This is a genomic window from Rhodococcus sp. BE178 (assembly GCF_050433545.1).
Classification (GTDB): domain Bacteria; phylum Actinomycetota; class Actinomycetes; order Mycobacteriales; family Mycobacteriaceae; genus Prescottella.
The window spans coordinates 93,229-120,219 of record NZ_JBNPXA010000004.1 but is presented as its reverse complement, the minus strand read 5'-3'; the positions used below and the strand labels follow the sequence as shown (position 1 = coordinate 120,219).

The window sequence follows — 26,991 nt, the reverse complement described above, 5'->3', positions numbered from 1 at the left end:
ACCGAACACCGACACCTGCCGAGAGGCCGAAGATGCTGCGCTATGCCGGAAAACGGTTGCTGGCGGCGATTCCGCTGCTGTTGGTCGTACCGTTGTTGATTTTTCTGTTGATCGATCTGGCACCGGGTGATCCGGCGGTGATCCTCGCGGGGGAGGACCCGACCCCGGAGCGGCTCGAGCAGTTGCGGGCCACCCTGAATCTGGATCAGAACGTGTTCGTGCGGTATCTGGACTGGGTCGGGTCGGTGCTGCGCGGTGATCTCGGGGTGTCGCTGCTGTCGGACCAGTCGGTGGCCGAACTTCTGTTCCGGCGCATGGCGACCACGCTCTCGCTGGTCGGGTTCGCAATGGTGCTGGCCGTCGTGATCGGTGTGATTCTCGGGGTGCTGGGATCGCTGCGTCCGGGTGGCGTGGTCGACCGCGGTATCAACGTGATCGCGTCTGTTGCGATCGCGATCCCGGCATTCTGGTTCGGCCTGGTCCTGGTGTCGCTGTTCGCGGTGTCGAACCAGATCTTCCCCGCATTCGGCTACGCGCCGCTCTCGGACGGTGTGGTGCCGTGGTTCCAGCATCTGGTGCTACCGGGTGTCGCGTTGGCGCTGCTGCCCGCCGCGGAGGTGACGTTGCAGTTGCGGTCGTCCCTCGGGCAGGTGATGGGCAGCGACTACATCCTCAACGCGAAGGCACGCGGGTTGGGTCAGGCGAGCGTCGTCCTCAAACACGGGCTCAAGAACGCGTGTATCCCGGTGGTGACCGTGCTCGGATTCCGGGTCGCCGAGGTGCTCGGCGGTGCGGTGACGATCGAGATCATCTACAGCATGCCGGGCATGGGATCGCTCGCGGTCAACAGTGTGCAGAACCATGACGTGCCGGTGCTGCTCGGGTTCGTGCTGTTCACCACGTGTGTGGTGGTGATCGTGAATCTGTTGGTCGACATCTCGTACGGCTACTTCAATCCGAAGGTGCGCGCATGACATCGACATTGCCTACCGAAGCGCTCGGCGACAGCACTCCCGGCGTCGCCGGCCGAGTCTGGGGTTTCGTGCGTCGCCGCCCCGCGGCGACGGTGGCGGGGGCGTTCGTGCTGCTGTTGGTGGTCATGGCGGTCTTCGCGCCGCTGCTGGCGCCCTACGATCCGTATGCGCAGGATCTGCTCGCACGGCTGCAGCCACCGTCGTCGGCGCACTGGTTGGGGACTGATGACTACGGCCGGGACGTGTTGAGCCGGTTGATCTACGGTGCCCGGATCTCGTTGCAGGCGTCGTTGCAGGCGGTGGCGCTCGCGCTGGTGCTGGGTCTGCCGTTGGGTGTGATCGCCGGCTACAGCGGGGGCTGGGTCGATACCGTCCTGACCCGGATCATGGACGCACTGATGAGTGCGCCGTCGCTGGTCCTGGCGATCACGATCGTCGCGGTCCTCGGTTCGGGGATCACCAATGCGATGCTCGCGGTCGGTCTGGTGATGGCCCCGCGGTTCTTCCGTGTCGCCCGGGCATCGACGATGGACGTGCGGGGCGACACCTACATCGAGGCATCGGTCGCGTTGGGCTGCACCACGTCCCGCACCATCGTCCGGCACATCCTGCCGAACGTGATGCCGCCGATCGTGCTGGTCATCTCGGTCTCGCTCGGCACCGCCGTGGCGGCGGAGGCGAGTCTGAGCTTCCTCGGTCTCGGCGCGAAGGCGCCGGCCGCGAGTTGGGGGTCGATGCTGTCCACGGCCGCGTCGAACATGCAGCTCGCGCCCTACCTGGTGTGGCCGCCCGGCGTGATGATCTTCCTGACCGTGCTCGCGTTCACCTACCTCGGCGACGGTGTGCGCCGCGCCCTGACGAGGAGTCGCAATGGCAGCAACTGACACCCTCACCCGTCCGCTGAACCCGGGAGCCGATCCCACCGCGCCCCTGCTGCGGGTGCGCGACCTCACGGTGCAGTTCCGCGCCGGCCGCAAGGACTGGGTCACCGCGGTCCAGGATGTGTCGTTCGACGTCGCCGCGGGTGAATCCGTTGCACTGGTGGGTGAATCGGGATCGGGCAAGACGGTCTCCTCACTCGCGGTGATGGGGTTGACCCCGGACACCGGTGGGCGGGTCTCGAACGGCAGCGTCGAGTTCGACGGGCGGGACCTGACGGCGCTGCCCGCCAAGGAGTGGCGCAAGCTGCGGGGCACCGGGATGGGGATGATCTTCCAGCAGCCCATCCGCAGCCTCAATCCCGCCTACACGGTGGGCGATCAGATCGCCGAGTCGGTGCGTAAGCACCTGGGGCTGGACCGCAAGGCCGCGATGGCGCGTGCGGTCGAGATGCTCGAGTTGGTCCAGATTCCGCGGGCCGCAGAGCGGGTGCGGGAGTATCCGCACGCGTTCAGCGGCGGCATGTGCCAGCGGGTGATGATCGCGATGGTCATGGCCTGCAACCCGAGGCTGTTGATCGCGGACGAGCCCACCACCGCGCTGGATGTGACTGTGCAGGAAACGATCCTGGATCTGCTCCGGGACCTGCAGGAGCAGACCGGGGTCGCGCTGCTGTTCGTCACCCACGACCTCGGCGTCGTCGCGGAACTGTGCGAGCGAGTCGTGGTGATGTACGCGGGCGAGGTGATCGAGGACGGCCGCGCCGCCGAGGTGTTCTTCCGCCCGCAGCACCCCTACACGTCCGGCTTGCTCGCCTCGATCCCGCGTCCGGGCCGGGGCGTCGACAGACGCCTCGCCGCGATCCCGGGCCGGATCCCCGCTGCCGGCGAGTGGCCGGTGGGCTGCCACTTCCACGACCGCTGCACCCACGCCCGCGCCGGTTTGTGCGACACCACGCATCCCGCGCTGACCGACACGACCGCGGGCCGGGCAGCGCGCTGCCTGCGTGTGACGGATCTGCAACTGCAAGGAGTGGAGGCCCCATGAGCCTGCTCGAGGTCACGAACCTGACCAAATCGTTCTCCACCCGTCGGGACTTCCTCGGCCGGAGAACCGGGTGGACCCATGCGGTGCGGGATGTCTCGTTCACGCTCGATGCCGGCGAATGTCTCGCTGTCGTCGGAGAATCCGGGGCCGGCAAGTCCACCGTCGGTCGGATGGTGCTGCGCCTGATCGAACCCGATTCCGGCACCGTCACCTTCGACGGCGAGGACGTTCGGGCGGCGAAACCGGCCCGGCTGCGCGAGATGCGCCGCGGCATGCAGATGATCTTCCAGGACCCGCATTCCTCCCTCGACCCCCGGATGACCGTGGCCGACGCGGTCGCCGAACCGCTGCTCGTGCACTCCGACCTCGATCGCGTCGCCCGCACACAACGCGTCCGCGAGTTGCTCGACAAGGTCGGAATCGGCTCCCGCTACCTCGGACGGTATCCGGCCGAGTTGTCCGGCGGTCAGCTCCAGCGTGTCGCGATCGCGAGGGCGTTGACGCTCGAACCGAAGATGATTGTCTGCGACGAACCCGTTGCCGCGCTAGATGTCTCGGTTCGCGCGCAGGTCCTCAACCTGCTGCGGGACCTGCAGGAGGAACTCGGCCTGGCCTACCTGTTCGTGTGCCACGACCTGGCGCTCATCGAGGTGATCGCCGACCGGGTGATGGTGATGAGAGCCGGCGAGGTCGTCGAGACCGGCACCGTCAGCGACATCTACGACCATCCGCGGGAGGACTACACCCGGAAGCTGTTGGAGGCCATCCCGATCCCGATCCCACGATCGGCGCGCGTGGGCTGATCCGCGCCGCTCGGCGCGTTGGAGATCGAAATCGGCTCGTTCCGTGGACCATCTGGAGAGAACAAGAAACGTCGGAGGAGTGTGGAATGGGCACCGATACGCGAGGAACAGGTCTTCCCTGGGTCGAGGCAATCGCGGGTTCCTTCCCGCGGTATTCGTTCGACGAGTTCCACACGATCCAGCTGCCGGCACTGAACGCCCGAAACGCCGTGCTGCTGGTCGATGATCTCGCGGGTGTGCCACCGCTGGGCTTCCGGGTTCCCGGCGGCCGGGCGTTCACCTGGGCCGCCACGGCTGACGGCATCCGGGTGGTGGAGGGCGAGCAGAACGCCGAGACGCTCGTCGAACTCGACGAGACGACGTTCTCGTCGTACCTGAACGAGCTGTTGACGGCGAGCGGTTCCGTTCGCACCGAGCGCGCGACGGTGGTGCGGGGCAGCCTCGACGGCTGGAAGCGATGGCAGCCGGCCACACGGTCCCTGATCTCGGGCCGGCCGATCTACACCGATGCCGTGCGGGACACGCTCGTCGGGCTCGACGGCGAGCCCCTCGACCTGCTTCGTCGCTTCCCGGTCGACGGTGATCGCGACGAGATGCGTCATTTCCTCGGCACTGCGGGATTCCTGCACATCAAGGGGGTGTATTCCCCGGAAGAGATTGCGACGTTCCGCGAAGAGGTCGAGTTCGTCCGGTCCCGGACGACCCCGGGCGATCCGTACTCGTGGTGGTCGCTCAATGCCGACGGTGACGAAGTGGTCACCCGCATCAATTACCTCGGTCGCCATTCGGAGGTGTTGCAGGAACTCTGTTTCGAACCTCGGATGACCGAATTCGCGCGCCTGGGCAACCCTGCCTTCCGCGTGTGCGATGACCGTCTCGACGGGCCGATGGTCTTCGTCAAGTCCTCCGACGTCGTCAAGGGTGACGGCGATCTCGGCTGGCACACCGATGACGGCATCGGTGGCCACCCGGTTCTGTGCCCGCTCATCCAGGCCGGAATCCAGCTCGACCACGCCGATCCCGAGAACGGTCAGCTCATGGTCCTGGCGGGCTCGCACCGGTACACCAACCACTGGCTGCAGTGGGGTGAGGAGGGCAACCTGCCCGTCGTCAGGCTCGAGACCGAGCCGGGTGACCTCACCCTCCACTTCGGCGACCTCATGCACAGCACCCCACCACCCGTCGGCCGGAATGCGGGTCGGCGCGCCCTCTACTACAAGTTCTCGGAAGAGAAGACGTTCGAGTGGGTGCCTCCGGGATGTCACTACAACGACGCACTCTTCCACGCCGATGCGACCGGCAAGGTGTCGGCGCGGGCCGCCACCCACTGACCGCCGGACGCCCGTCCGATCAGTCGACCTCGGCGAGCACGTCGGCGTTCTCCGGTTCGGGTGCGGTGGCGATGCCGCGTCCGCCCGGCGCCCACACACCGAGCACGACTGCGGTGACGAACAGGACCCCGGCGAGTACGAACGAGGCCTCCTGCATACCGTGCAGGAAGGACTCCTTCGCGAACTCGGCCAGCTGATCCCCCTGCGGGCCCGCGAGTTTGGAGACCTCGAGCGCGGCCGCGAGCGAGTCGCCGACGGGCTGCTCGGCCTGCTCGGGGACGGCATCGACCGCGGGCTGGATGTGCCGTCCGTAACCGGCTGCGAGGATGCTGCCCGCCAGTGCCACGCCGATCGCGGCGCCGATCTCGCGGGTGGCGTCGTTGACCGCGGACGCGACACCCTGATTGGCGGTCGGGGTGTTCTGCACGATGGCCGTGGTCGCGGGCGCGGTGCACAGCCCCAGCCCGAAGGCGGCGACCACGAGCGGCACGGCGACATCCGGGTACGAACTGGTCTCGTCGAGCCGACCCAGCAGGACCAGCGACACAGCCATGACCGTGAGACCTCCGAACGTCATCGCCCGCAGCCCCAGCAGCGGAATGAGCAGCGGTGCCAGCACCGACAGCGCGAGCACCACGACGGCGATCGGGGCCAGTGCGAGGGCCGACTGCAGCGGCGAGTAGTCCAGGACCAACTGCAGGTGCTGGACGATGAGGAAGAACAGACCGAACGTCGCGAAGAACTGCAGCAGAAGGGAAGTCGATCCCACACCGAAGGTACGGTTGCGGAACAGTCGGACGTCGAGGAGGGGGTGCGCCACGCGGAGTTCGACCATCGCGAACACAGCGGCCGCGGCGAGCCCACCGACGATGGCCGCGAGCACGAGCGGGTCGAGCCACCCGCGTTGCGGTGCCTCGATGATGCCGAGCACGAACACCCCGATCGCCCCGGCGATGAGCACGCCGCCACGGATATCGAACGCCGACGGGTGTTCGTCGCGGGACGACGGGATCGTGAAGGACAGCGCGAACAGCACGGCCGAGACGGCCGCGAGCCCGACGAAGATCGAGTGCCAGGACCACTGCTCGAGCAGCAGTCCGGAGCCGATGAGACCGGCGATACCACCGGATCCTGCGACGCCGGACCAGATGCCGACGGCCTTGGAACGCTGCGCGGCCGGGAAACTCGCGGTCAGGATGGACAGTGTCGCCGGCATGACGAACGCCGCGCCGATGCCCGAGGCCGCGCGGGCGCCGATCAGCCAGGCGGGGGAGTCGACCAGGGTCGGCAGGGCGGAGGCGACCCCGAACACGAACAGGCCGAACACCAGCACCCCACGGCGGCCGTAGTGATCGCCCAGCGCGCCGGCCGGCAGCAGCAGGCACGCGAGGGTGAGGGTGTAGCCGTCGACGATCCAGGTGAGCTGGGACTGGGTGGCCCCGGTGTCGCGGGCGAGGTCGGGCAGCGCGGTGTTGAGGGCTGCCATTGCCGCCACGACGAGGGCCACCGCTGCGCACGACACGGTGAGGGTCCAGATCTGGCCCCACGTCATCCGCTCCGCGTTTCCGGTGTACTTTCCAGCCATGCGGGCCTCCCCGTACGAAACAAGACTGTCAGTATCGTAGGTGAACTGACGGTTCCACAAGAGGTGATGACGGATGGCTGGTGACGTAGCGGAAGTGGCGGAGTCGGAGCAGGATCCGCGAAAGGCGCGTTCACGTGCGCGGTTGCTCGACGCCGCGACCACGCTTCTCGCGAAGGGGGGCACCGACGCCGTCACGATCGATGCCGTCACGAAACTCGCGAAGGTGGCGCGGGCGACGCTCTACCGGCATTTCGACAGCGGTACCGAACTGGTGGCGGCGGCCTTCGGACGGCTCATCCCGCCCGCCCCCGCGGTCCCGTTGTCGGGCGATCTGCGGACGCAACTGGTCGAGTTGATGGTGAGCCAGGCCCGGCTGATCGAAGAGGCGCCGATGCACGTGACCGCGCTGTGCTGGCTGGGAATGGGGCCGGCGCTCGACGACTACTCGAGCGCGTCGGATCTGGAGGGGGTCGACCATCCCCACGCGGACAAGCCGGAACTCAGGTCGCTGCGCGAGCATGTCGTCGTGCAGTACCGCACCGCGTTCGATCGCGTGCTCGGCACCGACGAGGCGCGCCGGTCCCTGGGTGATTTCGACTACGACCTCGCCCTCGCGCAACTGGTCGGACCGCTCGTCTTCACCAAGCTGGCAACCCTCGCACCGCTGGGGCCGGACGCCTGTGTGCGGATCGTCGACGACTTCCTCGCGGCCCGAGGTTCGCAGCCGGCGGCGGACACCCCGTCGGACGGCAGTTGACCCGCGTCACGGACCGTCCGGACCGCGGCCGGGCCGCAGCGCGAACGCGCGCAGCCGCGAGTACCCGCGGACCCGGAGCGGCCGCAACGACCTGAGCGTGACGCCGTCGTCGTCGGCGAGCATCGCCGCCAGTTCCGCGTCCACCAGGACGGTTCCCGGCCGGGCTGCGCTCGTCAGTCGTGCCGCGATGTTGACCGCCTCGCCGAACAGGTCGCCGAACCGCATGAGCACCGATCCCGCCGCGAGCCCCACCCGAAGGTCGGGTCGATCCGTGTCGGTGTGCGCCGCGTACTGCAGCGCCAGCGCGATCCGCGCCGCGTCGGCCGCCTTCTCCGCCGCGAACATCACTTCGTCGCCGACGTTCTTGACCACCCACCCGCCGCCCTGCGTGATGATCGACGTCGTCTGCGATTCGAACTCCTCGAGCAGTGAACTCAGGTCGTCGACGCGGATCCGACGCGTCAGACTCGTGTACCCGACCATGTCCGCGAACCCCACGACGAGTGCCCGGTGGCTGGTGTCCTCGCCGACACTGCCGGACCGGCGCGCGGTGGCCGCCGCCAGATGCCGCCGCCACACATACGACTGCAGTGCTTCGACGGTGGGCAGCAGTTGCGATGTGAGCGACCCGACCGCGGTCCGCAGGGCTTGCTCGTCGAGCGTGCCGGACTGTGCGTGGGCGGTGGCCAGCTCGTCGGCCAGGTGCGAGTTCAGTACCGCAACCTGCCACTCGGCCAGCCGGGACATGGACTGCCCCAGCGCCCGGGTGGCGGCGACCGCGGCATCGGGGGCCAGCGCGCCACCGTCCACGAAACCCACCAGGGCGCGCAGGGCGGCGACGTCGCTGTCGGTGAACATCACGGCGTCCGGATCCGCGTCGATCGCGAATCCCATCGACACCCACAACCGCTGCGCCCGCTCGAGGGGCACATCGGAGAGCTCGGCAATCTGGTCCCGGGTGTATCGCCGCGGGCCACCGAGCAGCGTCTGCTCGACCTCCGACTGGATGACGCCGAGCACACCGGCATCGAGGTTCTCGGAGAGCTCCACGGCAGGCCCCTTTCGCGACGAATTGCCCCAAGAGTGAATCACCGATCCGGGACGAGTGGTCGCTTCCACCGACCTGCGGGTCGGTGGGGCTGTCGGTGGGCTGTGCCAGAGTAGCGGGGTAGGTTTCAGCGTTCTTGGTTTCAGTGTTCTTGGTTTCAGTGTTCTTGTAGGTATTCAGGAGGATCCACATCATGCCGCCCCGCAGACGTTCCGGATCAGGCTCGTCACCGGAACACCTCACCGCGGAGAACCTCGAGGCACTGGCCGCGGCCGTCGCCGAGGGGAAGCGCGCCACCGTGTACCTCCGCGAAGCCACGCCCAGCCTCGGTATCGAGGCGGGATGCTCGGCCAAAGTTGTTTCCGTGGAAGGAAATACGGTCATCATCCGCCCCAAGGGAGTCAACGACGAACTGCCGTTCGAGGCGGAGGAACTGCGCATGACGCGCACGGCGCCCGAGCCCCCCGCCAAGGCTGCAGCCAAGCCCGCGACCGCGCGCAAGGTCGCCCCGACCCCGGCCCCGGCTCCGGTGCCCGCCCAGGTCTCCACCCCGCGTCCCGCGGCGCGACCCACGCCGGCCGCGGCACCCGCGCCGGTGCGCGCGGCAGCGCCGGCTGCGAAGGCCGAGTCGGTGTCCGTTCCCGCGGTTCCCGCACCGGCACCCAGCGCCGCGCCTGCACCCCGCCGAACCAAGAAGGTCGCGGCGGGCAGCGTGAGCGTGACGATTCACGCCGGCCCCGAGAACGAGTGGACGGTCACCGTCGCGCATGGTGCGAAGCGCCCGAGCAAGGCGGTTCCGGTCAGTCCGGACGCGGTGGATCGCGCCGTCCGCGAACTCGGGGAGCCCGTCGCGCTCGAGGCCGTCCAATCGGTCATCTCCGCTGCTCGTGAGGCTGCGGAACAGCGGATCGAGGCATTGAGCAAGGAACTCGAGGATGCGCGACGGGCGCTCGAAGCGTTGGGCTCGACCACCTAGTCGGCGATTCGGTGACGATCGGGTCAACGAGGCCCGTCGGCATCGACGGAGGTGGGAAGGTTGCCGATAGAGTGTCCCGCCGACTCGCGCGCGCATGATCGCGGCGAGGGCGTGCATGCAGGGTAGTGCGCAGGCATGTGGCGGTGATCGACCGATGGCACATTCGTAGCGCCAACCGGGAGGGCAACATGCTCAAGCGACTTTCCTTGATCTTCGCGGCGTTGGCGGTGATCGCCGCCATGCTCGGAGTCGGCACCGCCACCGCCGCACCGCCGAAGGCGGTTCTCGGCGGTGGGTCCGGAATCGTGATCGACAACATGTACGAATGCACGCTCACCACCATCGGGCACGACAACGCCGGCAGGCTGGTCGGCATCACGGCGGGGCACTGCGGTGAGGCCGGGGCGGCGGTGGTGCCGGAGTCCGCACCCGACGCCGGGGTGGTGGGGCACTTCGCGGTGTCCAACCACGACTACGACTACGCCGTGATCGAATTCGATCCCGCGAAGGTCGCGCCGGTGAACACGATCGGCGAGGTCACCATCACCGGGATCGGTACACCGGCGCAGTTCCCGGCGGTCGCGTGCAAGCAGGGGCGGACCACCGGTCACACATGCGGCGTCGTGTACGGGGACGTGCTCCAATCGCAGGAGACGTGGACGCAGATGTGCGTCATCGAGGGCGATTCGGGCTCACCGGTCGTCGTCGGGACGACGCTGGTCGCGATGGTGAATGCCTATCTCGGCGTCGCCTGCCTCGGTCCCGAACTCGGCACCAACATGACGTCGATCATCGACAGCATCAACGCGACCGGTGGCCCCGGCGCCGGCTACAGACCGATCTAGGTGTAGTTCCCGTTTCGCCGATGTGCCGGATCCTCGTCGAGGGTCCGGCACATTCTCGTGGGCGGACCACGTCGTCCTTCAAGGTTTCCCGCTGTGTCGGTGCATGTGCGATACCCGGGCCGCCCGCTCCCACTTGACACGCCAGGTGTGACAGGCAACACTCCCTGTACCCGAACGAGCGATCGGTCGGTCTGTTCAGTTTGGCGGGTTCGCCGGGGTGGTCCCCCCACTCGCGTCCCGAGTCCTGCTGTTGCCCTGTTGTCAACTGCCGAAAGGGGGCTGGTGCCATGCCCGACGCACGCCCTTGGATGTCGCTGTATCCGAGTGGAACGGTCACGGATCCGTCGATCCCGTTCGCGTCGCTCGTCGATGCCTGGAATGCCCGCGTCGCGGCGAATCCCGATGGTGTGGCCCTGCGCTACTTCGACGGTGTGCTCACCGCCGCCGAGGTCGACGAACAGTCCGACGCGCTCGCGGTCGGGTTGTCGGAGAAGGGGGTCCGGCGGGGTGACCGTGTCGGGATCTACCTGCAGAACATCCCGCAGTACGCCATCTCGATGGTGGCCCTGTGGAAGATCGGTGCGGCCGCCCTGCTCCTCAACCCGATGTATCGCGGAGCTGAACTGCGGCACCTGGTCGACGACGCGGGCACCGTCGGTGTCATCTGTTCGGATCGTTCTGCGGAGGAAACGGCGGACACGTTGCGGGGCAGCTCGGTCCGATGGCTGATCACCACGAGCGACCTCGACTTCCAGAACAGGTCGGACCCGAGGGTGTTTGCCGATCCGGTCCGGGCGACGAGCCGGGTGGGTGAGGACCTCGTGAACGTCGTGGCCCGCCATCGCGGTGCGCGTCCCCCGCGACCGGACGTCTCGGGCGACGATACGGCGATCGTCGCCTACACCTCCGGAACGACGGGCACTCCCAAGGCCAGCCTCAACACGCATGCGAACGTGCTCGCCGTCGCCACGACATTCGGTGACTTCGTCGGCACCGCCGACGGCGACGTCGTCTTCGCGATCGCGCCGCTGTTCCACATCACCGGTGCAGTGATCAACGCGGTCGTCGCCTTGATTCGTGACTGCACACTCGTCTTCGCGAATCGGTTCCACCCCGAGGTGACGCTCGAGACGTTCGTCGAGCACCGGGTCACGTTCACGATCGGATCCATCACCGTCTTCAACGCCCTCTACCGGGTGCCCGACGCCTCCCCGGAGCACTTCGCATCGGTCAAGGCGCTCTACTCGGGCGGTGCTCCGATCCCGCCGGCGACCGTCCGGAAGTTCGAGGAGCGGTTCGGGCACTACATCCACAACGCGTTCGGGATGACGGAGACGTCGTCCGGGGTGATCGCGGTTCCTCCCGGTGCCCGCGCACCGGTCGATCCGGCCAGCGGGTCGTTGTCGATCGGGATCCCGCTACCGCTGCTGGACGCTCGTGTCGTGAGTGCCGACGGCGAACCGGTCCTCGCCGGGACGGCAGGCGAACTGACCCTCGCCGGGCCTCAGATCATCGCGGGATATCTGGGTCGGCCGGAGGACACGGCGAAGACCTTTCCCTGCGGCCGGCTCCACACCGGCGACGTGGCGATCATGGACGAGCACGGATGGGTCTACCTGGTCGACCGGCTCAAGGACCAGATCAACGTGTCCGGCTACAAGGTGTGGCCACGTGAGGTCGAAGGTGTGTTGCACGAACACCCGGCCGTCTACGAGGCAGGTGTCACCGGCGAGCCGGACGACTATCAGGGCGAGAGGGTCGTTGCGTACGTGTCGCTCAACCCCGGCGCCCACGTGTCGGAGAGCGAGCTCGTCGCGTTCGTCGGTGACCGGTTGGCGGCCTACAAGCGGCCGCGGCAGGTGCACGTCGTCGACTCCATTCCCAAGACACTCACCGGCAAGATCCGCCGAACCGAACTCCGTGGCCGCGCCGGCGCCACGATGTGAGTTCCGTTCCACAGCAAACCAATTCTGACGAAAGCTGAAGAATCGTGACATCTGAAGTTGCCGAGAGAGAACGCCCCGGGCAGGCGAACGCTACGGGCATCGGCTCGAAGAAGAAGTCGCTCCTGGCGAGTGCGGTCGGGAACGTGCTGGAGTGGTACGAATGGAGCGCCTACGCAGTGTTCGCGCCGTTCATCGCCGCGGTTGTCTTCGACAACTCGAATCCGGTGTCGGCCCTGCTGTCCACGCTCGCCGTTTTTGCCGTCGGGTTCCTGATGCGCCCGCTCGGCGGCATCGTGTTCGGGCGGATCGCCGACCGGCGGGGACGGAAATTCGTCCTGATCACCACCATGCTCATGATGGCCGGTGGCAGCCTGGTGATCGGCATCATGCCCACGTACGAGTCCGTCGGCGTCTGGGCCTCGGTGATTCTGTTGGCGGCCCGCGTTGTTCAGGGATTTGCGCACGGTGGCGAGTCCGCGACCGCGTACTCGTACGTCAGCGAGATCGCACCGCCGAACCGTCGAGGCATGTGGGGCAGTGTCGCCTTCATCGCGATCTTCGGTGGGTCCGTGCTGGCCTATTCGGTGGGTGGTGTCGTGACCTCGACGCTGTCGGAGAGCGCGGTCGCGCAGTGGGGTTGGCGTATCCCCTTCCTCATCGGTGCGGTTCTGGCGCTGGCAGCGCTGTACCTTCGCCGGAGCATGGAGGAGAGCGAGGTGTTCGACGCGCAGGACAACTCGGACGACACCCGCATTCCTCGACGGACCGTGGTCCGTGCCGTGCTGCTCATGATCGGTATGACGTCCGGCATCACCGCCGCGCACTACACCTGGACGTCGTACATCTCGACCTATGCGATCACCCAGGAGGGCATGAATCCCGACACCGCCTACTGGATGCTCGTCATCGCACAGCTGATCGCGCTCGTCTCGCTTCCCTTCTGGGGGCTGCTCTCGGACCGGATCGGTCGCCGGCCCATGTTGTTCGCGTTCGCGGGGCTGATGTTCGTGCTGCAGTTCCCGCTCACCGCGATGATCACGTCGTCGGGGTGGACGCTGCTCGTGGCGACGACCGTCGCGCTCCTGGTCGTCTCGATTCCCGCGTCGGTCCTGTCCGCGACGCTGTCGGAGAGCTTCCCGACCAAGCTCCGCACACAGGCGATCGGATTCGCGTATTCGATCTCCGTCGCGGTGTTCGGTGGTTCCTCGCCCTACCTGAACCAACTCCTGGTAGGGCAGGGGATCGGGTGGGCCTTCAGCGTCTACATCATGGTGCTCTGCGTCTTCACCGGTGTCGCGTGCCTGTTCATGAGGGAGACCAAGGGAATCCGACTCGAGAACGTCTAGATTCCGGCCGACGGTGTCAGCCGCACACGGCACCGTCGGACGCCGACCCGACGAGCTTGGTGTACTTCGCCAGCACGCCACGGGTGTAACGGGGAGGCAGGGGCTCCCATCCGCTCCGGCGGGTGGCGAGCTCCTTCTCGTCCACCAGGAGATCGAGCACCCCGTTGGCGACGTCCAGGCTGATCCGGTCGCCGTCGCGGACGAATGCGATCGGCCCGGCGTCGACGGCCTCCGGCGCGACGTGCCCGACGCACAGTCCCGTCGTACCCCCGGAGAACCGGCCGTCCGTCAGCAGCAGCACGTCCTTGCCGAGGCCGGCGCCCTTGATCGCGGCGGTGATCGCCAGCATCTCCCGCATCCCGGGTCCGCCCTTGGGGCCCTCGTAGCGGATCACGACGACGTCGCCGGCCGTGATCGTCCCGTCCTCGAGCGCATCCATCGCCGCACGCTCACGATCGAAAACGCGTGCGGTTCCCTCGAATACGGACGAATCGAACCCGGCCGACTTCACCACCGCGCCGCCCGGCGCGAGCGTGCCCTCGAGGATCGTGATGCCGCCCGTGGGATGGATCGGTGAGCTGAGCGCGCGCAGGACCTTGCCGTCCGGGTCCGGGGGAGCGATCTCGGCGAGGTTCTCGGCGAGTGTGCGGCCGGTGACGGTGAGGCAGTCGCCGTGCAGCAGTCCGGCGTCGAGCAGGGACTTCATGATCACCGGGACGCCGCCGATCCGGTCGACGTCGATCATGACGTGACGGCCGAACGGTTTGACGTCGGCCAGGTGCGGGACGCGCGCCCCGACGCGAGCGAAGTCGTCGAGCGTGAGCGCCACCTCGGCCTCGTGTGCGATCGCCAGCAGGTGCAGTACCGCGTTGGTGGAGCCGCCGAACGCCATGACGACGGCGATCGCGTTCTCGAACGCCTCCTTCGTCAGGATGTCCGACGTGGTGATCCCGCGGCGCAGCAACTCGACCACGGCCTGTCCGCTGCGCCGGGCGAACCCGTCGCGGCGGCGGTCGGTGGCCGGCGGTGCGGCGCTGCCGGGCAGTGACATCCCCAGCGCCTCGGCCGCGCACGCCATCGTGTTGGCGGTGTACATGCCGCCGCACGCGCCCTCGCCGGGACAGATCGCGCGTTCGATCGCGTCGACGTCCTCTCGGCTCATCAGTCCGCGCGAGCAGGCCCCGACGGCCTCGAACGCGTCGATGATGGTGACTTCCTTCTCGGTGCCGTCGGACAGCTTCGCGATGCCCGGCAGGATCGAGCCGGCGTAGAGGAAGACGTTGGCCAGGTTCAGTCGCGCGGCCGCCATCAGCATGCCGGGCAGCGACTTGTCGCAGCCGGCGAGCAGCACCGAACCGTCGAGTCGCTCGGCCTGCATCACCGTCTCGACGCTGTCCGCGATCACCTCACGGGAGACCAGCGAGAAGTGCATGCCCTCGTGGCCCATCGAGATGCCGTCCGAGACCGAGATGGTGCCGAACTCGAGCGGGTAGCCGCCGGCCGCGAACACGCCGTCCTTGCACGCGTCGGCCAGTCGGTCCAGCGACAGGTTGCACGGGGTGATCTCGTTCCACGACGACCCGATCCCGATCTGTGGCTTGTCCCAGTCGTCGTCGCCCATGCCCACCGCCCGCAGCATGCCGCGGGCGGCGGTCTTCTCGAGGCCGTCCGTGACGTCCCGGCTGCGCGGCTTGATGTCCGGTCCTGCGGAATCCTTCGAAGTGGTCACGGCGCTTCTCCCAACGATCGATCGTCACGGATGGCGGTGCTTTCGTCCATGTAACCACGCTGCATCTATCCGAGTTCGGTGGTTGTGGAGAACCCTCGGTAGCCGTCCGCGGCGATCTGCGCGCACAGGTTCCGGTAGTTGCCGACGCCGCCGAGATACGGCATGAAGATGCGCGGCTTCCCGGGGACGTTGGCACCGAGGTACCACGAGTCCGCCTGCATGTAGAGGCTGCCGACGGCGATGCCCGTCACGTGCTCCACCCACTCGTCCTGCGCCTCGAGCGTGGCCTCCGCGAACCGGGCACCGGTGCTGCGCATGTGGTCGAGGTAGCCGATCACCCACTCCACGTGCTGTTCGATCGACACCACGACGTTCGAGAGGACCGACGGACTACCCGGCCCGGCGAGCACGAACAGATTGGGGAACCCGGCCACCGAAAGGCCGAGGTAGGTGCGCGGGCCCGCCTCCCACGTGTCGCGCAGCGTCACCCCGTCCCGTCCACGGATGTCGATGGCGCCGAGCGCGCCGGTCATGGCGTCGAACCCGGTGGCGAAGACGATCGCGTCGAGTTCGTGGACGCCGGCGTCCGTGCGGATGCCCTCGGACACGATCTCCTCGATCGGGGTGGCACGCAGGTCGACCAGCTCGACGTTGCCGCGGTTGAAGGTCTCGTAGTAGTCGGTGCCGACACACACCCGCTTGGATCCCAGCGGATAGCCCTTGGGGCACAGCACTTCCGCGGTGACGGGATCGGTGACCGTCTCACGAATTTTCGAGCGCACGAACTCGGCGGCGGTCTCGTTCGCGGCGGCATCCGTCATGACGTCGCCGAACGTGGTCTGGAAGGCGAGCCCGCCCGCGGCCCAGCGGGTCTCGTACTCCTTGATCCGAACATCCGGTGCGGTCTCGAGTGCGAGTCCGACCGGCGGCGGGAGGATCCAGCCGCCGTGCGATTGCCGCTGCAGTTGCCGGCGCGCGGGGTAGTCGGCCTTGATCTCGGCGAGTTCGCCGGGCCCGAGCGGCCGGTTGCGTGCCGGAAGAACGAATCCCGGAGTCCGCTGGAACACCGTCAGCTCCGCCGCCTGTTCCGCGATGACCGGAATCGCCTGGACTCCCGACGAGCCGGTGCCGATCACGCCGACGCGCTTGCCGCCGAAGTCGACGCCCTGCTCGGGCCAGTTCGCGGTGTGGTGGATCTCGCCGGTGAACGTGGCCAGGCCTGCGATGTCGGGAATCCGGGCCGACGACAGCGGTCCGGTGGCCATGACGGTCCAGCGGGCCGTGACGGTGTCGCCGCTGTCGGTGGTGACCGTCCACAGCCCGCTCGCGTCGTCGAAGTGCGCCGACGTCACGCGAGAGCCGAAGGTGATGTCCTCACGCAGACCGAACCGGTCGGCGACGTGCTCGAGATAGCGCAGGATCTCCGGCTGGGCGGGGAAACGCTCGGTCCACACCCAGTCCTGCTGCAGGTCGTCGTCGAACGAGTACGAGTAGTCGGCGCTGTCGACATCGCACCGCGCCCCCGGGTACCGATTCCAGAACCACGTGCCGCCCACACCATCGCCGGCCTCGAACAGTCGAACGGTCAGACCGCGCCGGCGCAGGCTGTGCAGCGTGTACAGGCCCGCGAACCCGGCACCGACGACGACGGCGTCGTAGGTGGGTGTGGAGGACGCAGTGGATTCTCGGGATTCTCGGGACGTGCTGTCGGGCATCGCGGTCGACCTCGTTTCGTGGTGGTTGGGAGGGGTGCCAGTAGCATCGGTGCGGGTGTCCCGCTGATCAGGCGGGTGCGACGGGAGGCGTGCGAACGTGGATGCAGGGGTGCCGGATCGGCTGGGTAAGCCGTCGCTGCAGGACCCCGCGTCGCTGCCGAAGGGGCAGCGGGAGCGCCGTCAACGGATCATCGATGCGGCCGGTGAACTGCTCGTCGACGACGACTTCGAGCGCATCCAGATCCGCGACGTCGCGGAACGGTCGGGCGTCGCCCTCGGGACCGTGTACCGGTACTTCACGTCCAAGGACCACCTGTACGCCGCCGTCCTGCGAGACTGGTCGGCGACCGATCCGATCAAGCACGGCGGCGCACCCGATCCGGCACTGCCCCCGGCCGAACGGATCCGGATTCGCCTGCACCACTCGGTCCACCGGTTCGAGGAGTACCCGACGTATCTGCGCCTGCAGAACGTGTTGCGCCAGTCGGCCGATCCGGTCGTGTGTGCGTTGTTCGCCGAGTTCTCGGCGCAGGTGCTCGACTCGTACCGCGAGCAGTTGTTCGATCTGCCGGACGAGGACGCCGCGGACGTCGTCGCGGTCGTGACCGCGGTGCTCGCACACGAGCTGATCCTGTTCGGGCTCGGGCGCCAGGACGTCGCCGAGGTCCACCGACTGCTCGACCGCACGGTCGACATGATCTTTCCGCCCGCGACGGCGCGCTGAGCCGCTTCCGCCGAACGGGTAGTCACCGGTTCCGGTGTGATCGTTGTCATAGCTATAGACTAGAGTTAGATTCTAGTTCATGACAAGAGTGGTGCAGGACAACCGAACTGAATTGGATCCCGCGCTCCAGGCCGTCGCGAACGCGGTTGCCGGCGCCGGGCTCCCGCCGATGGTGGAGTTGGGCCCGGACGACGCGCGCCTCCGGATCCGGGGCGCGCTGCAGTCGTGTGCCGCCGGACCCGAGGTCGCCTCGGTCACGACGCACGCGGTGGACGAGTACGTCACGGTCCGGCTCTACCGCCCCGGGGAACCCCGGGTCGCGGGGACGATCGTCCACTTCCACGGCGGTGGTTGGGTCACGGGGGATCTCGACTACGCCGATGCCTTCTGCCGGCTCATGGCGGACGCCACCGGTGCCGCGGTCGTGAGTGTGGACTATCGCCTCGCACCCGAGCATCCGTTCCCGGCCGCGATCGACGACGCCATGACGGCCCTGCGCTGGGTGGCCGGCGCCGCGGAGGGCCTGGAGCCGCGGATCGTCGTCACCGGCGACAGCGCCGGCGGCAACCTGGCTGCGGTGTGCGCCAACCTCGTCGGCGCCGACGGTGACATCGACGTCGTCGGGCAGGTACTCGTCTATCCGGTCCTGGATTCCGATCTCACCCGCGCGTCGTACGACGCCAATTCGGGTGTGTTCCTCGGCGCCCGGGAGATGCGGTGGTTCCTCGACCACTACTGCCCGGACCCCGCCGAGCGGACGTCGCCGCTGCTCGCCCCGATCCGTGCCGCGGACCTCTCGACCACTGCTCCCGCGGTGGTGGTCGTGGGCGGTCACGATCCGCTGCTCGACGAGGGGGTCGAGTACGCCGAACGACTCGCGGCCTCCGGCGTCGCCGTGGACCTGCTGGACTACCCGTCGCTTCCGCACGGGTTCCTCCAGTTCACCGCCGTCTCGGGTACCGCGCGCACCGCGGCGGACCGGATTGCCTCCGCTGCCGCTCGGCTGCTCGAAACCGGTGCCAGCAAAGTGAACTCGACCGTCGGAGACGAACATGCATGATCTGGTGATCCGTGGGGGCCTCGTCGTCGACGGAACCGGGACCGAGCCTCGTGCAGCGGACGTGGCCGTCGACGCCGGCCGCATCACCCTGGTCGGTGACGTCACCGAGCGGGGACGCCGCGAGATCGACGCCGCGGGTCGGCTCGTCACGCCCGGCTTCGTCGACATCCACACCCACTACGACGGCCAGGTCACCTGGGACCCACTGCTGACGCCGTCGTCGCTGCACGGTGTGACGACGGTGGTGATGGGCAACTGTGGCGTGGGGTTCGCACCCGTCGTACCGGAACAACGTCACTGGTTGATCAGCCTGTTGGAGGGTGTCGAGGACATTCCCGGAAGTGTTCTCGCGGAAGGGATGACATGGAACTGGGAGACCTTCCCCGACTATCTCGACGCGATCGACACGCCGCACGCGATCGACTTCGCGGCGCAGCTACCGCACGGCGCGCTCCGCACGTACGTCATGGGCCGTCGGGGCGGTGACCATCTCGCCCGGCCCACCGACGAGGAGATGGAGCGGATGCGCGACCTCGTGGCCGAGGCGGTCGAGGCCGGCGCGCTGGGCTGGTCGACGTCGCGGTCCGCGGTGCACAAGACGTCCAACGGTGAGCCGACGCCCAGCCTCACCGCGTCGCGCGAGGAACTGACCGGACTCGCGCTCGGCCTCGCGAAGGCCGGTGGCGGTGTCATCGACTTCATCTCGGACTTCATGGACGAGCCCGAGGAGATGGAGTTCGTGAGCGCGATCGTCGAAGCGGCCCAGCGGCCGATGTCGGTGTCGATCGTGCAGAGCGACCGGGCCCCGGACAAGTGGCGTTCGCTGCTCGACGGTCTGTCGGAAATCTCTGCGAAGCAGAACATTCCGATCACCGGTCAGGTGGCGCCCCGGGCGGTCGGCGTGATGCTCGGCTGGGAGCTGAGCTGGCACCCCTTCATGGCCTACCCCAGCTACGCGGCGCTCGCCGACCTGCCGCGCGAGGAGCGGGTGGCGCGGCTGCGCCGTCCGGAGGTCCGGGCCACGATTCTGGCCGAACGGCCGGTGACGGACAGCGAGTTCGTCGAGCGGCTCTCCACCAGGTTCGATCAGGTCTACCTGCTCGGCGATCCGCCCAATTACGAACCCGGACCGAATGAATCCGTTGCGGCGCTGGCCGAGCGCAACGGTGTGGCGCCCGCCGAGGTGGCATACGACGCGATGATGGAGTGCGGCGGGCGGGGACTGCTGTACTTCCCGATGCTCAACTACGCGGCCGGCAATCTCGACGCGGTGCGGGAGATGATCGCCCGCACCGACACGGTGCCGGCGCTCGGCGACGGCGGCGCCCACTGCGGCGCGATCTGCGACGCGAGCTTCCCCACGACCCTGCTCACGCACTGGGGGCGAGACCGTAAGGCCGGCGGGCTGTTCCCGATCGAGTGGCTCGTCAAGCGGCACACCGTCGACACCGCCGCCGTAGTGGGATTGCTGGATCGCGGTCAGGTACGGGCCGGGTACCGTGCCGACCTCAACGTCATCGACTTCGACAGGTTGCAGGCGGATCGTCCCGAGGTGCTCTACGACCTGCCGACCGGAGGCCGGCGGCTGATGCAGACCGCGTCGGGGTACGTCGCGACCGTCGTCGCCGGTGAGATCGTATTCGAGAACGGGGAGCACACGGGCGCGCTACCCGGACGGCTGGTGCGCGGCGCCCAGCCCGCTCCGGACGCGGCCGGCGCCTCCTGAAGCGGGGAAGTCCCCGTCACTCCGCGGAGTGACGGGGACTTCCCGTTCGGGGACCGGGTGGAACCGGAGGGGGTCAGTTGGACTTGAAAGCCTTGTCGAACAGGATGATTCCGTCGACGGTCGGATTGGCCCGATACACGTCGGGCGACCACGCGACGTAGTTGGCCCCGGCACCCCACGAGAGGAACGGCTGGTCGGTGTTCACGAGCTTCTGGATGTCCACGATCGCGGCCCGCTTGGCGGTCTCGTCGGGAGCCGAGAGCACCTTGCTGAGCAGCTCGTCCATCTGCGGATTCTTGTAGCTCAGAATGTTGTTCGTCGAGGTGCTCGACAGCGAGCTGTACAGCCGGATCTCGGGCGCGACGTCCGCGATGCTGTAGGCGCCGTAACTCATGTCGAAGTTGCGGTCGATGTAGAGACGCTTGACCATGTCGGTGATGCTGCTGGTGTACTCCAGCGCCACGTCGAAGCCGACCGAGTTCATCTGTGCCTGAACGGCGAGCGCGAGCTGCTGTGCATCGGGGTCGTTGACGCCGACATAGGTGAGCTTGCCGTCGAAGCCGTCGGCCTTCGCCTGGTCGAGCAGTTCCTTCGCCTTGGCGGCATCGGGGCTCACGCCGCTGACGTCACCGAACCACTCGGACCACGGCTGGAACATGTCGGTGCCCGGCATGCCCTCGCCGGCGCGCACGCGCTGGTTGAGGACCTCGGGATCGACTGCGTACGCGATCGCCTGGCGGACGCGTGGATCCGCAGCGGGACGTCCCGGCGCGCCGTTGAGCTGGCCGACCATCGACATGCTCGTGGTCTCGACGTAGCCCGGGAACTCGGCCTTGGCGGCGTTGACGGTCTGCGCATTGCGGAGGTAGATCATGTCGACGCCGTCGGTCTTCAGCGCGTCGACCTTGGGCTGTTCGCCCGCGATGGCGACGAACTTCAGGCCTTCGAGGTTCGGTGCGCCGCCCCAGTAGTCGGCTCGGGCCTTCAGCTGGAGCTCCTGCTGCGGCTGGAGACTGACCACCGTGAACGGGCCGGCGCCGATCGGGGTGAACTTGTCGCCCTGCTGGGACGCGGGCGCGACGATCATGCCGTGCCCGTAGGCGAGCATCGCGGGGAAGGTCCGCCACGGCTGCTTCAGCGTGAAGACCACCGTCGAGGGATCCTGCGCGACGTTGCTCTGCACCATCTGCGTGTAGACCTGCGAGTTGGCGCCGCGACGCTGGTTGTACCGGTCGATGCTGGCGACGACCGCGTTCGCATCCAACGGTGTTCCGTCGCTGAAGGTTACGTTGTCGCGAAGCTCGAGCGTCCACGTCAGGTGGTCGGCGCTCTCGTCGAACGACTTGGCCAGCTGTGGCTGGAAGTCCTTCGACTGTGTGTCGTACCGCATCAGGACGTCGTAGACCGCCGCCATCTCGGTGCCGCCGGTCGCGCCGGCCGGCTGGGTCACCGTCGGGTCGAGACTCGTCACGGGGGCGTACGACGCGAAGCTGACCGTACCGCCCGACACCGGCGTCCCGCCGTCGCCCTGGTCGCCCAGGATGCCGTAGGCCGTGGTCGTCGTTCCGGACGATCCGTTGTCGTCGGACCCTTCCGCACTCGCGCAGCCGGCGAGTGCGACCGCGCCGGCGACCGCGACCGCCAGCGTGCGGCCGAGCCTTCTCGAATACTTACTCATGAACCAACCTCCACGCTTTTGGGGTTGACGCCTGCCCGCCGGTACGAGCCAGGTGACGCGTCCGCATGATCGAGTTGAATCTCGGGACTCGGCAGGGCTATGAGCCCGGCCGCCGAGTGCTGGACGGAGGGTGTTCCAATCCACTCGGTCCATTGCGACACGGACTCTAGCTGGCCCGACACCGCTGAACAAGAATGAAATGCAGAACCGCCATCTCAGTGTGTCGCAGAGAAATTCGTGAGCTGTGCACACGGTAGGGCCGCAGTGGAGGAGTGGACTGTTTGCGCCCGCGCTGCGGGGCAAATGAAACGTTCGACCGGCTCGGCAAAACCGAATCGCGTCAGGTCTTGTGCAATTGAGAAATGCATCCTAGATTGGCGAGGCGCAGGTTTGTATAGACAAAGTTCTCGTCCTGCTGCGCGGGCTTGCGGCCGGTTCCGGTCGGTGGTCCGCGTGACCATCGGCGGCAGCACCAGGCGGGAGGGATTCTCTCGATGTACCAGGTAATAGGTGTGTTGGATGTGTTCCGGAACGTGTGGAGAACCGCCGTCCCGTGACCGACCCTCAGCACGTCCTGCTGGCGCAGGAGCTGATCGCCCGGATCCAGTCGGGGGAGTTCAGCGTCGGAGACAAGCTGCCGACGGAGCACGAATTGTGCGAAAGCCGATCCCTTGCCCGCGGCACGGTGCGTCAAGCGCTCAAGCACCTCGAGGATGCCGGGATGATCAGTCGGCGCCGCGGTGCCGGGACCACTGTGTCCTCCCCGGTCGCGATGGGCGGACACCAGGCGTTCGTCACGAGCAGGGCCGGCATGTTGTCGTTCGTTCGGCACACTCGAATTCGGCACCCGGCGACCAATAGTGTTGTGGTGGAACGTGAGTTGGCCGCGCTGACGGGTCTGCCCGCGGGTACCGAGTGGTTCTGCGTCAAGGGTCCACGCGTGATCCGTGAGTCGGATCTTCCGCCCATCTGTTGGAGTGAGCTGTACCTGCGGGCGGATCTGCCGTATCGGGACATGCTGCTCACCGCCAAGTTCGACATCGCCAACCTCGTGCGGCAGCGCATCGAGCAGGAAGTGAGTGCCACGCGCCTCGCGGGTGCGGTCTCCGAGGCGCTCGATGTGGAGAGTGGAAGCGCCGCACTGGTTGTCGTGCATCGGTATTTCGACTCGAGTGACGTTCTCGAGGCAGTAGGGGTCCACATCCATCCGGCGGATCGCTATCGCGTCGCAACGTCGGTTGGCTCGCAGCTCGCCGCCGACTGACGTCCCGCGCACCTCGCCGGGCGTCCGATGCCCGGTCGGAAAAGCTACTCGGCGGTACTTTGACCCCGGGTACTGACATGAATTCTATTGTGCGTTAGCCTCTTCGAAACAGGGTGTGACGCACATCTCATCTAGGGGGTTCAGTGCTCGGCAGCAGCTCGGCGACGGGATCGCCCATGGACGGATCCGGCCCCGACCGTGTCTATGTCGGCGGTGTGGTTCGGTCCATGACAGGTGCCGACGGCGCGACGGCGTTCGCGATCTCGAACGGCCGTTTCGTCGCGGTCGGTACCGACTCGGAGATTCGCGCGCTGGGCGGCCCCGGTACCGAGATCGTGGACCTCCGGGGGCGCACGGTTCTTCCCGGCTTCATCGAGACGCACGTGCACCCGCACATGTCGGGGATGAACGGCACGACCGTGGACGCCGGAGTGGATTCGTGCCCGGACATCGGGACACTCGTCGAGGCTCTGTCGACGCGCGCGGCGACCACCGCAGCCGGATTGCCTGTGGTGGCGTCCGGTTTCGACGACAGTCTGGTCGCCGAGGACCGTGGCCTCACCGTCGACGATCTGGATCGTGCCGCGGGGGATCGGCCGGTCGTCGTCCGACACCTGTCGGGACACGGCGTGTACGTCAACTCGTTCATGCTGCGGAGCAATGGCATCGATCGTTCCACCCCGGATCCCGAGGGCGGAGTGATCGTGCGCGACGCGTCGGGTAACCCGACCGGCGAGTTCCGTGAGATTCCCGCCATGCGACTGGTGGTCGGTCCGGGCGAGAGCATGCCGTCCGGCGACGACCTCGACGCCGCGCTGCGTTGTGCGCTCGAGAAGATGGCCTCCGCCGGTGTGACGAGCTTCCACGACATGTTCGTGACACCCCCCATGATCGAGTCCTATCGACGTCTTCGTGATTCGGGCGAGCTCACGCTGCGGGGGCGCCTGTACGCCGGCTTCGGCACTCTGGACGGCTTCGCCGTCGACACCGACGGCGGTTGGGATGCCGACGATTTCCTGGGTGTGGGCGGTGTGAAGCTGATCTCGGACGGCTCGATCCAGCTGCATACGGGCGCACTCTCGGAGCCGTACCACGATCTCGGTGAGTGCCATTGCGGCGAGATGGCGATTCCCTCCAGCGACTTGGACGAGATGGTGGCGCGATGCCACGGCGCCGGACGTCAGGTCGCGATCCACACCAACGGTGACCGCGCAATCGACCTCGCACTCGATGCGATCGAGAAGGCGTTCGCAGCGTCCGGGAGCGCCGGCCTCCCGCACGCGGGTCTGCAGCACCGATTGGAGCACGTCCAGACGATTCGTGAGGACCAGATCCAGCGCATGCGCGAACTCGGCGTCGCTGCCTCGGTGTTCGTCAATCACGTCTACTACTGGGGCGACCGGCACCGCGACCGCTTCCTGGGTCCGGAGCGCGGCAGCAGGATCAGTCCGGTGGCCTCGATCGCCGCGGCCGAGGTGCCCTTCGCGCTGCACTGCGACAGCCCCGTCACCCCGGTCGATCCTTTGTTCACGATCCACACGGCCGTGAACCGAATCACCCGTGAGGCCGACGTCCTCGGCCCGCAGCAGCGGGTCGAGGCGCTGACCGCCGTGGGCGGATACACCGCGTCGGCTGCTCGGATCGGCGGCGAATCCGATGTCAAGGGATCGATCCGCCCCGGCCTGTTCGCCGACTTCGTCGTCCTCGGGGACGACCCGCTGACCTGTGATCCCCTCGCGATCAAGGACATTCCAGTTCTCGCGACCGTCGTCGGCGGCGACGTCGTGTACGCGGCCGAGAGACTCAGCTGCGTTTCCCCAGCTTCCCCAGTTTCCCCATAGCCCTGCAATCACTTCCTGAAAGTAGGTTCGAATGAAACGTCACGCACTCGCGCGGGCCGGTATCTGGCTCACCTCGCTGGCAACCGCCACCGCAATGCTGGCCGGTTGCGCGAGCGGCGGGTCGGGTTCGTCGACCGACGCGTCCGATGTGAGGTCCGGGATCGTGGGGGAGCAGCCGGACGGCGGCGATCCGCAGTCCGGCGGCACGGTCTCGTACGCCACCTACAACGGTGTGAGCAGTCTCGATCCGGCCGACCGCCAGGACGGCGGCGCCACCGGTGGCAGCGAGATGGCGGCGATCTACGACCTGTTGATGCGCTACGACTCCGAAAGCAAGGAGTATCAGCCACAACTCGCGCAGTCGCTGACCGCGAACGCCGACAACACGGTGTGGACGTTGAAGCTCCGGCCGGACGCGAAGTTCAGTGACGCCACCCCGGTCGATGCCGCGGCGGTGCAGTGGAGCATCAACCACTACCTGGAGAAGAAGGGCACCCACACCCAGGTGTGGAAGGCCACCGTCGCCGACGTCGCCTCGCCCGATCCGGCCACCGTGGTGTTCACGCTCAAGCAGGCGTGGAACGAGTTTCCGATCATGCTCACCACCGGACCGGGCATGATCGTGGCGCCCTCGTCGATGGCGACCGGCACCTTCGCCCCGGTCGGCGCCGGCCCGTTCCGGGTCGAGAAGTTCGCCTCCCAGGACGAGCTCGTCCTGACGGCGAGCCCGTCGTACTGGGACGGCAAGCCGCACCTGGACAAGCTGCGCTTCCCGGCCATCGTCAGTGAGCAGGGCAAGCTCGACGCCCTGCACACGGGTGGCGTCCAGGTCGCGTATCTGCGTGGTGCGGAGGCAGTTCACAGCGCCCTCGACTCAGGCGACACCGGTTTCGTCTACACCTTCAACATGGGTGGAGTCGGCCTCATCAACCAGCGTGAGGGTCGAGCGGGCGCCGACGAGCGGGTTCGCAAGGCGATCGTGGCCGGGGTCAACCCCGACACCTTCAACGAGCGCGTCGAGGGCGGGCAGGGCCTGCCCGGCAGCGACATGTTCCAGACGGGGTCCAAGTGGCACGGTGATGTGGCCGGCACCGGCTACGACCCGGAGGCGGCGAAGAAGTACCTCGCGGAGGCCAAGGCCGACGGATACGACGGCAAGCTCACCTACGTCGGGCTCAACGATCCGCAGACCCAGCGCAGCGCCCTGGCCTTCCAGTCGATGCTGCAGGCGGTCGGATTCACCGTCGACATCGTCTACGCGACGAGCATCAACGATCTCGTGAAGAAGACATACGCGCAGTTCGACTACGACATCTCGTACTCGGCGTTCAACGTCCTCGACGAGTCGCCGTTCGTGCGCCTGTACGGCAACTTCTTCAGCGGTTCGGCCTCGAACGTCCTCGGGTACAAGAACCCGGAGATGGACGCACTGCTCGGCAACCTGCAGACCGCTCCCACGGACGAGGCCCGACTCGGGGTCGTCGAGGAAATGCAGACCCTCGTGAACGAGACCTCGCCGATGGTCACGGTCAGCACCGGCAAGTTCTTCATCCCGTGGAGCAAGAACGTCCACGGGATCACGCCCAGCGCCGACGGCATCATGCTTTTCGGAAATGCTTGGCTCACCGCGGATTCGGCTTCCTAGCCGGCGATCTGCCCACACGGACAGCAGGGATGCTCATGGATTCAGGAAGGAGGCGGTGCGGAGATGGCGAGA

21 protein-coding genes are annotated in these 26,991 nt (G+C 67.5%); 16 read left to right on the top strand and 5 right to left on the bottom strand.

The window, feature by feature from the left end; translation table 11 throughout:
• Window positions 1-32 precede the first annotated feature (32 nt).
• The 5 genes from J2X34_RS09810 (at window position 33) to J2X34_RS09790 (ending at window position 5,034) form a co-directional block, all read left to right on the top strand.
• On the top strand, window positions 33-974 hold the full coding sequence (locus tag J2X34_RS09810; protein ID WP_114722124.1) for an ABC transporter permease: 942 nt from the start codon (window positions 33-35) through the stop codon (window positions 972-974).
• Window positions 971-1,858 (top strand): ABC transporter permease, encoded by an 888-nt coding sequence (locus J2X34_RS09805; protein WP_258557912.1) that lies wholly within the window; start codon window positions 971-973, stop codon window positions 1,856-1,858. The genes J2X34_RS09810 and J2X34_RS09805 overlap by 4 nt, the downstream gene beginning before the upstream one ends.
• Window positions 1,845-2,900 (top strand): ABC transporter ATP-binding protein, encoded by a 1,056-nt coding sequence (locus J2X34_RS09800; protein WP_114722123.1) that lies wholly within the window; start codon window positions 1,845-1,847, stop codon window positions 2,898-2,900. Before J2X34_RS09805 ends, J2X34_RS09800 begins: the two co-directional genes overlap by 14 nt.
• Entirely contained in the window at window positions 2,897-3,703 is an 807-nt protein-coding gene (locus tag J2X34_RS09795; protein ID WP_114722122.1) for an ATP-binding cassette domain-containing protein, read from the top strand. The genes J2X34_RS09800 and J2X34_RS09795 overlap by 4 nt, the downstream gene beginning before the upstream one ends.
• A gap of 86 nt (window positions 3,704-3,789) precedes the next feature.
• Window positions 3,790-5,034 (top strand): phytanoyl-CoA dioxygenase family protein, encoded by a 1,245-nt coding sequence (locus J2X34_RS09790; protein WP_429516868.1) that lies wholly within the window; start codon window positions 3,790-3,792, stop codon window positions 5,032-5,034.
• A 19-nt stretch (window positions 5,035-5,053) separates the two neighbouring features.
• Here J2X34_RS09790 and J2X34_RS09785 read toward each other — a convergent pair whose 3' ends face one another.
• Complete coding sequence (locus J2X34_RS09785) at window positions 5,054-6,619, bottom strand: MFS transporter (protein WP_429516866.1); 1,566 nt, start codon at window positions 6,617-6,619, stop codon at window positions 5,054-5,056.
• Window positions 6,620-6,692: 73 nt separating this feature from the next.
• Here J2X34_RS09785 and J2X34_RS09780 point away from each other — a divergent pair, with 73 nt between their 5' ends.
• Window positions 6,693-7,376 (top strand): TetR/AcrR family transcriptional regulator, encoded by a 684-nt coding sequence (locus J2X34_RS09780; protein ID WP_429516864.1) that lies wholly within the window; start codon window positions 6,693-6,695, stop codon window positions 7,374-7,376.
• A 6-nt stretch (window positions 7,377-7,382) separates the two neighbouring features.
• On the opposite strand, the gene J2X34_RS09775 is transcribed toward J2X34_RS09780, so the two are convergent.
• Window positions 7,383-8,426: an adenylate/guanylate cyclase domain-containing protein gene (locus J2X34_RS09775; protein ID WP_429516862.1), complete on the bottom strand. Its 1,044-nt coding sequence runs from the start codon at window positions 8,424-8,426 to the stop codon at window positions 7,383-7,385.
• A 191-nt stretch (window positions 8,427-8,617) separates the two neighbouring features.
• Between J2X34_RS09775 and J2X34_RS09770 the strand changes: the two genes are divergently transcribed.
• From J2X34_RS09770 to J2X34_RS09755, 4 genes are all read left to right on the top strand, one after another.
• Complete coding sequence (locus J2X34_RS09770) at window positions 8,618-9,400, top strand: DUF6319 family protein (protein ID WP_114722118.1); 783 nt, start codon at window positions 8,618-8,620, stop codon at window positions 9,398-9,400.
• Between the two features lie 188 nt (window positions 9,401-9,588).
• Window positions 9,589-10,245 (top strand): S1 family peptidase, encoded by a 657-nt coding sequence (locus J2X34_RS09765; RefSeq protein WP_174913645.1) that lies wholly within the window; start codon window positions 9,589-9,591, stop codon window positions 10,243-10,245.
• Between the two features lie 308 nt (window positions 10,246-10,553).
• Complete coding sequence (locus J2X34_RS09760) at window positions 10,554-12,191, top strand: class I adenylate-forming enzyme family protein (protein WP_254623051.1); 1,638 nt, start codon at window positions 10,554-10,556, stop codon at window positions 12,189-12,191.
• Window positions 12,192-12,235: 44 nt separating this feature from the next.
• Window positions 12,236-13,537, top strand: a complete 1,302-nt coding sequence (locus J2X34_RS09755; protein ID WP_114722115.1) for an MFS transporter — start codon at window positions 12,236-12,238, stop codon at window positions 13,535-13,537.
• A gap of 16 nt (window positions 13,538-13,553) precedes the next feature.
• Here J2X34_RS09755 and ilvD read toward each other — a convergent pair whose 3' ends face one another.
• Window positions 13,554-15,266, bottom strand: a complete 1,713-nt coding sequence (gene ilvD / locus J2X34_RS09750; protein ID WP_174913642.1) for a dihydroxy-acid dehydratase — start codon at window positions 15,264-15,266, stop codon at window positions 13,554-13,556.
• Between the two features lie 65 nt (window positions 15,267-15,331).
• Window positions 15,332-16,981, bottom strand: coding sequence for a flavin-containing monooxygenase (locus tag J2X34_RS09745; protein ID WP_174913639.1), 1,650 nt, complete (start codon window positions 16,979-16,981; stop codon window positions 15,332-15,334).
• 97 nt (window positions 16,982-17,078) lie between these two features.
• Between J2X34_RS09745 and J2X34_RS09740 the strand changes: the two genes are divergently transcribed.
• The 3 genes from J2X34_RS09740 (at window position 17,079) to J2X34_RS09730 (ending at window position 20,491) form a co-directional block, all read left to right on the top strand.
• Complete coding sequence (locus J2X34_RS09740; RefSeq protein WP_429516858.1) at window positions 17,079-17,705, top strand: TetR/AcrR family transcriptional regulator; 627 nt, start codon at window positions 17,079-17,081, stop codon at window positions 17,703-17,705.
• A gap of 79 nt (window positions 17,706-17,784) precedes the next feature.
• Window positions 17,785-18,765 carry an alpha/beta hydrolase gene (locus tag J2X34_RS09735; RefSeq protein ID WP_429516856.1) on the top strand — a complete coding sequence of 327 codons (981 nt, stop codon included), beginning with the start codon at window positions 17,785-17,787 and terminating at the stop codon, window positions 18,763-18,765.
• Window positions 18,758-20,491: an N-acyl-D-amino-acid deacylase family protein gene (locus J2X34_RS09730; RefSeq protein WP_429516854.1), complete on the top strand. Its 1,734-nt coding sequence runs from the start codon at window positions 18,758-18,760 to the stop codon at window positions 20,489-20,491. The genes J2X34_RS09735 and J2X34_RS09730 overlap by 8 nt, the downstream gene beginning before the upstream one ends.
• Before the next feature lie 73 nt (window positions 20,492-20,564).
• Here J2X34_RS09730 and J2X34_RS09725 read toward each other — a convergent pair whose 3' ends face one another.
• Window positions 20,565-22,169, bottom strand: a complete 1,605-nt coding sequence (locus J2X34_RS09725) for an ABC transporter substrate-binding protein (protein ID WP_429516853.1) — start codon at window positions 22,167-22,169, stop codon at window positions 20,565-20,567.
• Window positions 22,170-22,722: 553 nt separating this feature from the next.
• On the opposite strand from J2X34_RS09725, the gene J2X34_RS09720 reads away from it, so the two are divergent.
• From J2X34_RS09720 to J2X34_RS09710, 3 genes are all read left to right on the top strand, one after another.
• A complete protein-coding gene (locus J2X34_RS09720; protein WP_114722168.1) occupies window positions 22,723-23,433 on the top strand; it encodes a GntR family transcriptional regulator in 711 nt (236 codons plus the stop codon).
• A 227-nt stretch (window positions 23,434-23,660) separates the two neighbouring features.
• On the top strand, window positions 23,661-25,274 hold the full coding sequence (locus tag J2X34_RS09715; protein ID WP_429516850.1) for an amidohydrolase: 1,614 nt from the start codon (window positions 23,661-23,663) through the stop codon (window positions 25,272-25,274).
• A 31-nt stretch (window positions 25,275-25,305) separates the two neighbouring features.
• Entirely contained in the window at window positions 25,306-26,919 is a 1,614-nt protein-coding gene (locus J2X34_RS09710; protein ID WP_114722108.1) for an ABC transporter substrate-binding protein, read from the top strand.
• Window positions 26,920-26,991 lie beyond the last annotated feature (72 nt).

What these genes read in the sequence shown, in the direction of transcription:
- J2X34_RS09810 (WP_114722124.1), top strand. Translation starts at nt 33, where the DNA reads ATGCTGCGCTATGCCGGAAAACGGTTGCTGGCGGCGATTCCGCTGCTG.
- J2X34_RS09805 (WP_258557912.1), top strand. Translation starts at nt 971, where the DNA reads ATGACATCGACATTGCCTACCGAAGCGCTCGGCGACAGCACTCCCGGC.
- J2X34_RS09800 (WP_114722123.1), top strand. Translation starts at nt 1,845, where the DNA reads ATGGCAGCAACTGACACCCTCACCCGTCCGCTGAACCCGGGAGCCGAT.
- J2X34_RS09795 (WP_114722122.1), top strand. Translation starts at nt 2,897, where the DNA reads ATGAGCCTGCTCGAGGTCACGAACCTGACCAAATCGTTCTCCACCCGT.
- J2X34_RS09790 (WP_429516868.1), top strand. Translation starts at nt 3,790, where the DNA reads ATGGGCACCGATACGCGAGGAACAGGTCTTCCCTGGGTCGAGGCAATC.
- J2X34_RS09785 (WP_429516866.1), bottom strand. Translation starts at nt 6,619, where the DNA reads ATGGCTGGAAAGTACACCGGAAACGCGGAGCGGATGACGTGGGGCCAG.
- J2X34_RS09780 (WP_429516864.1), top strand. Translation starts at nt 6,693, where the DNA reads ATGGCTGGTGACGTAGCGGAAGTGGCGGAGTCGGAGCAGGATCCGCGA.
- J2X34_RS09770 (WP_114722118.1), top strand. Translation starts at nt 8,618, where the DNA reads ATGCCGCCCCGCAGACGTTCCGGATCAGGCTCGTCACCGGAACACCTC.
- J2X34_RS09765 (WP_174913645.1), top strand. Translation starts at nt 9,589, where the DNA reads ATGCTCAAGCGACTTTCCTTGATCTTCGCGGCGTTGGCGGTGATCGCC.
- J2X34_RS09760 (WP_254623051.1), top strand. Translation starts at nt 10,554, where the DNA reads ATGTCGCTGTATCCGAGTGGAACGGTCACGGATCCGTCGATCCCGTTC.
- J2X34_RS09745 (WP_174913639.1), bottom strand. Translation starts at nt 16,981, where the DNA reads ATGCCCGACAGCACGTCCCGAGAATCCCGAGAATCCACTGCGTCCTCC.
- J2X34_RS09735 (WP_429516856.1), top strand. Translation starts at nt 17,785, where the DNA reads ATGACAAGAGTGGTGCAGGACAACCGAACTGAATTGGATCCCGCGCTC.
- J2X34_RS09730 (WP_429516854.1), top strand. Translation starts at nt 18,758, where the DNA reads ATGCATGATCTGGTGATCCGTGGGGGCCTCGTCGTCGACGGAACCGGG.
- J2X34_RS09725 (WP_429516853.1), bottom strand. Translation starts at nt 22,169, where the DNA reads ATGAGTAAGTATTCGAGAAGGCTCGGCCGCACGCTGGCGGTCGCGGTC.
- J2X34_RS09715 (WP_429516850.1), top strand. Translation starts at nt 23,661, where the DNA reads ATGACAGGTGCCGACGGCGCGACGGCGTTCGCGATCTCGAACGGCCGT.
- J2X34_RS09710 (WP_114722108.1), top strand. Translation starts at nt 25,306, where the DNA reads ATGAAACGTCACGCACTCGCGCGGGCCGGTATCTGGCTCACCTCGCTG.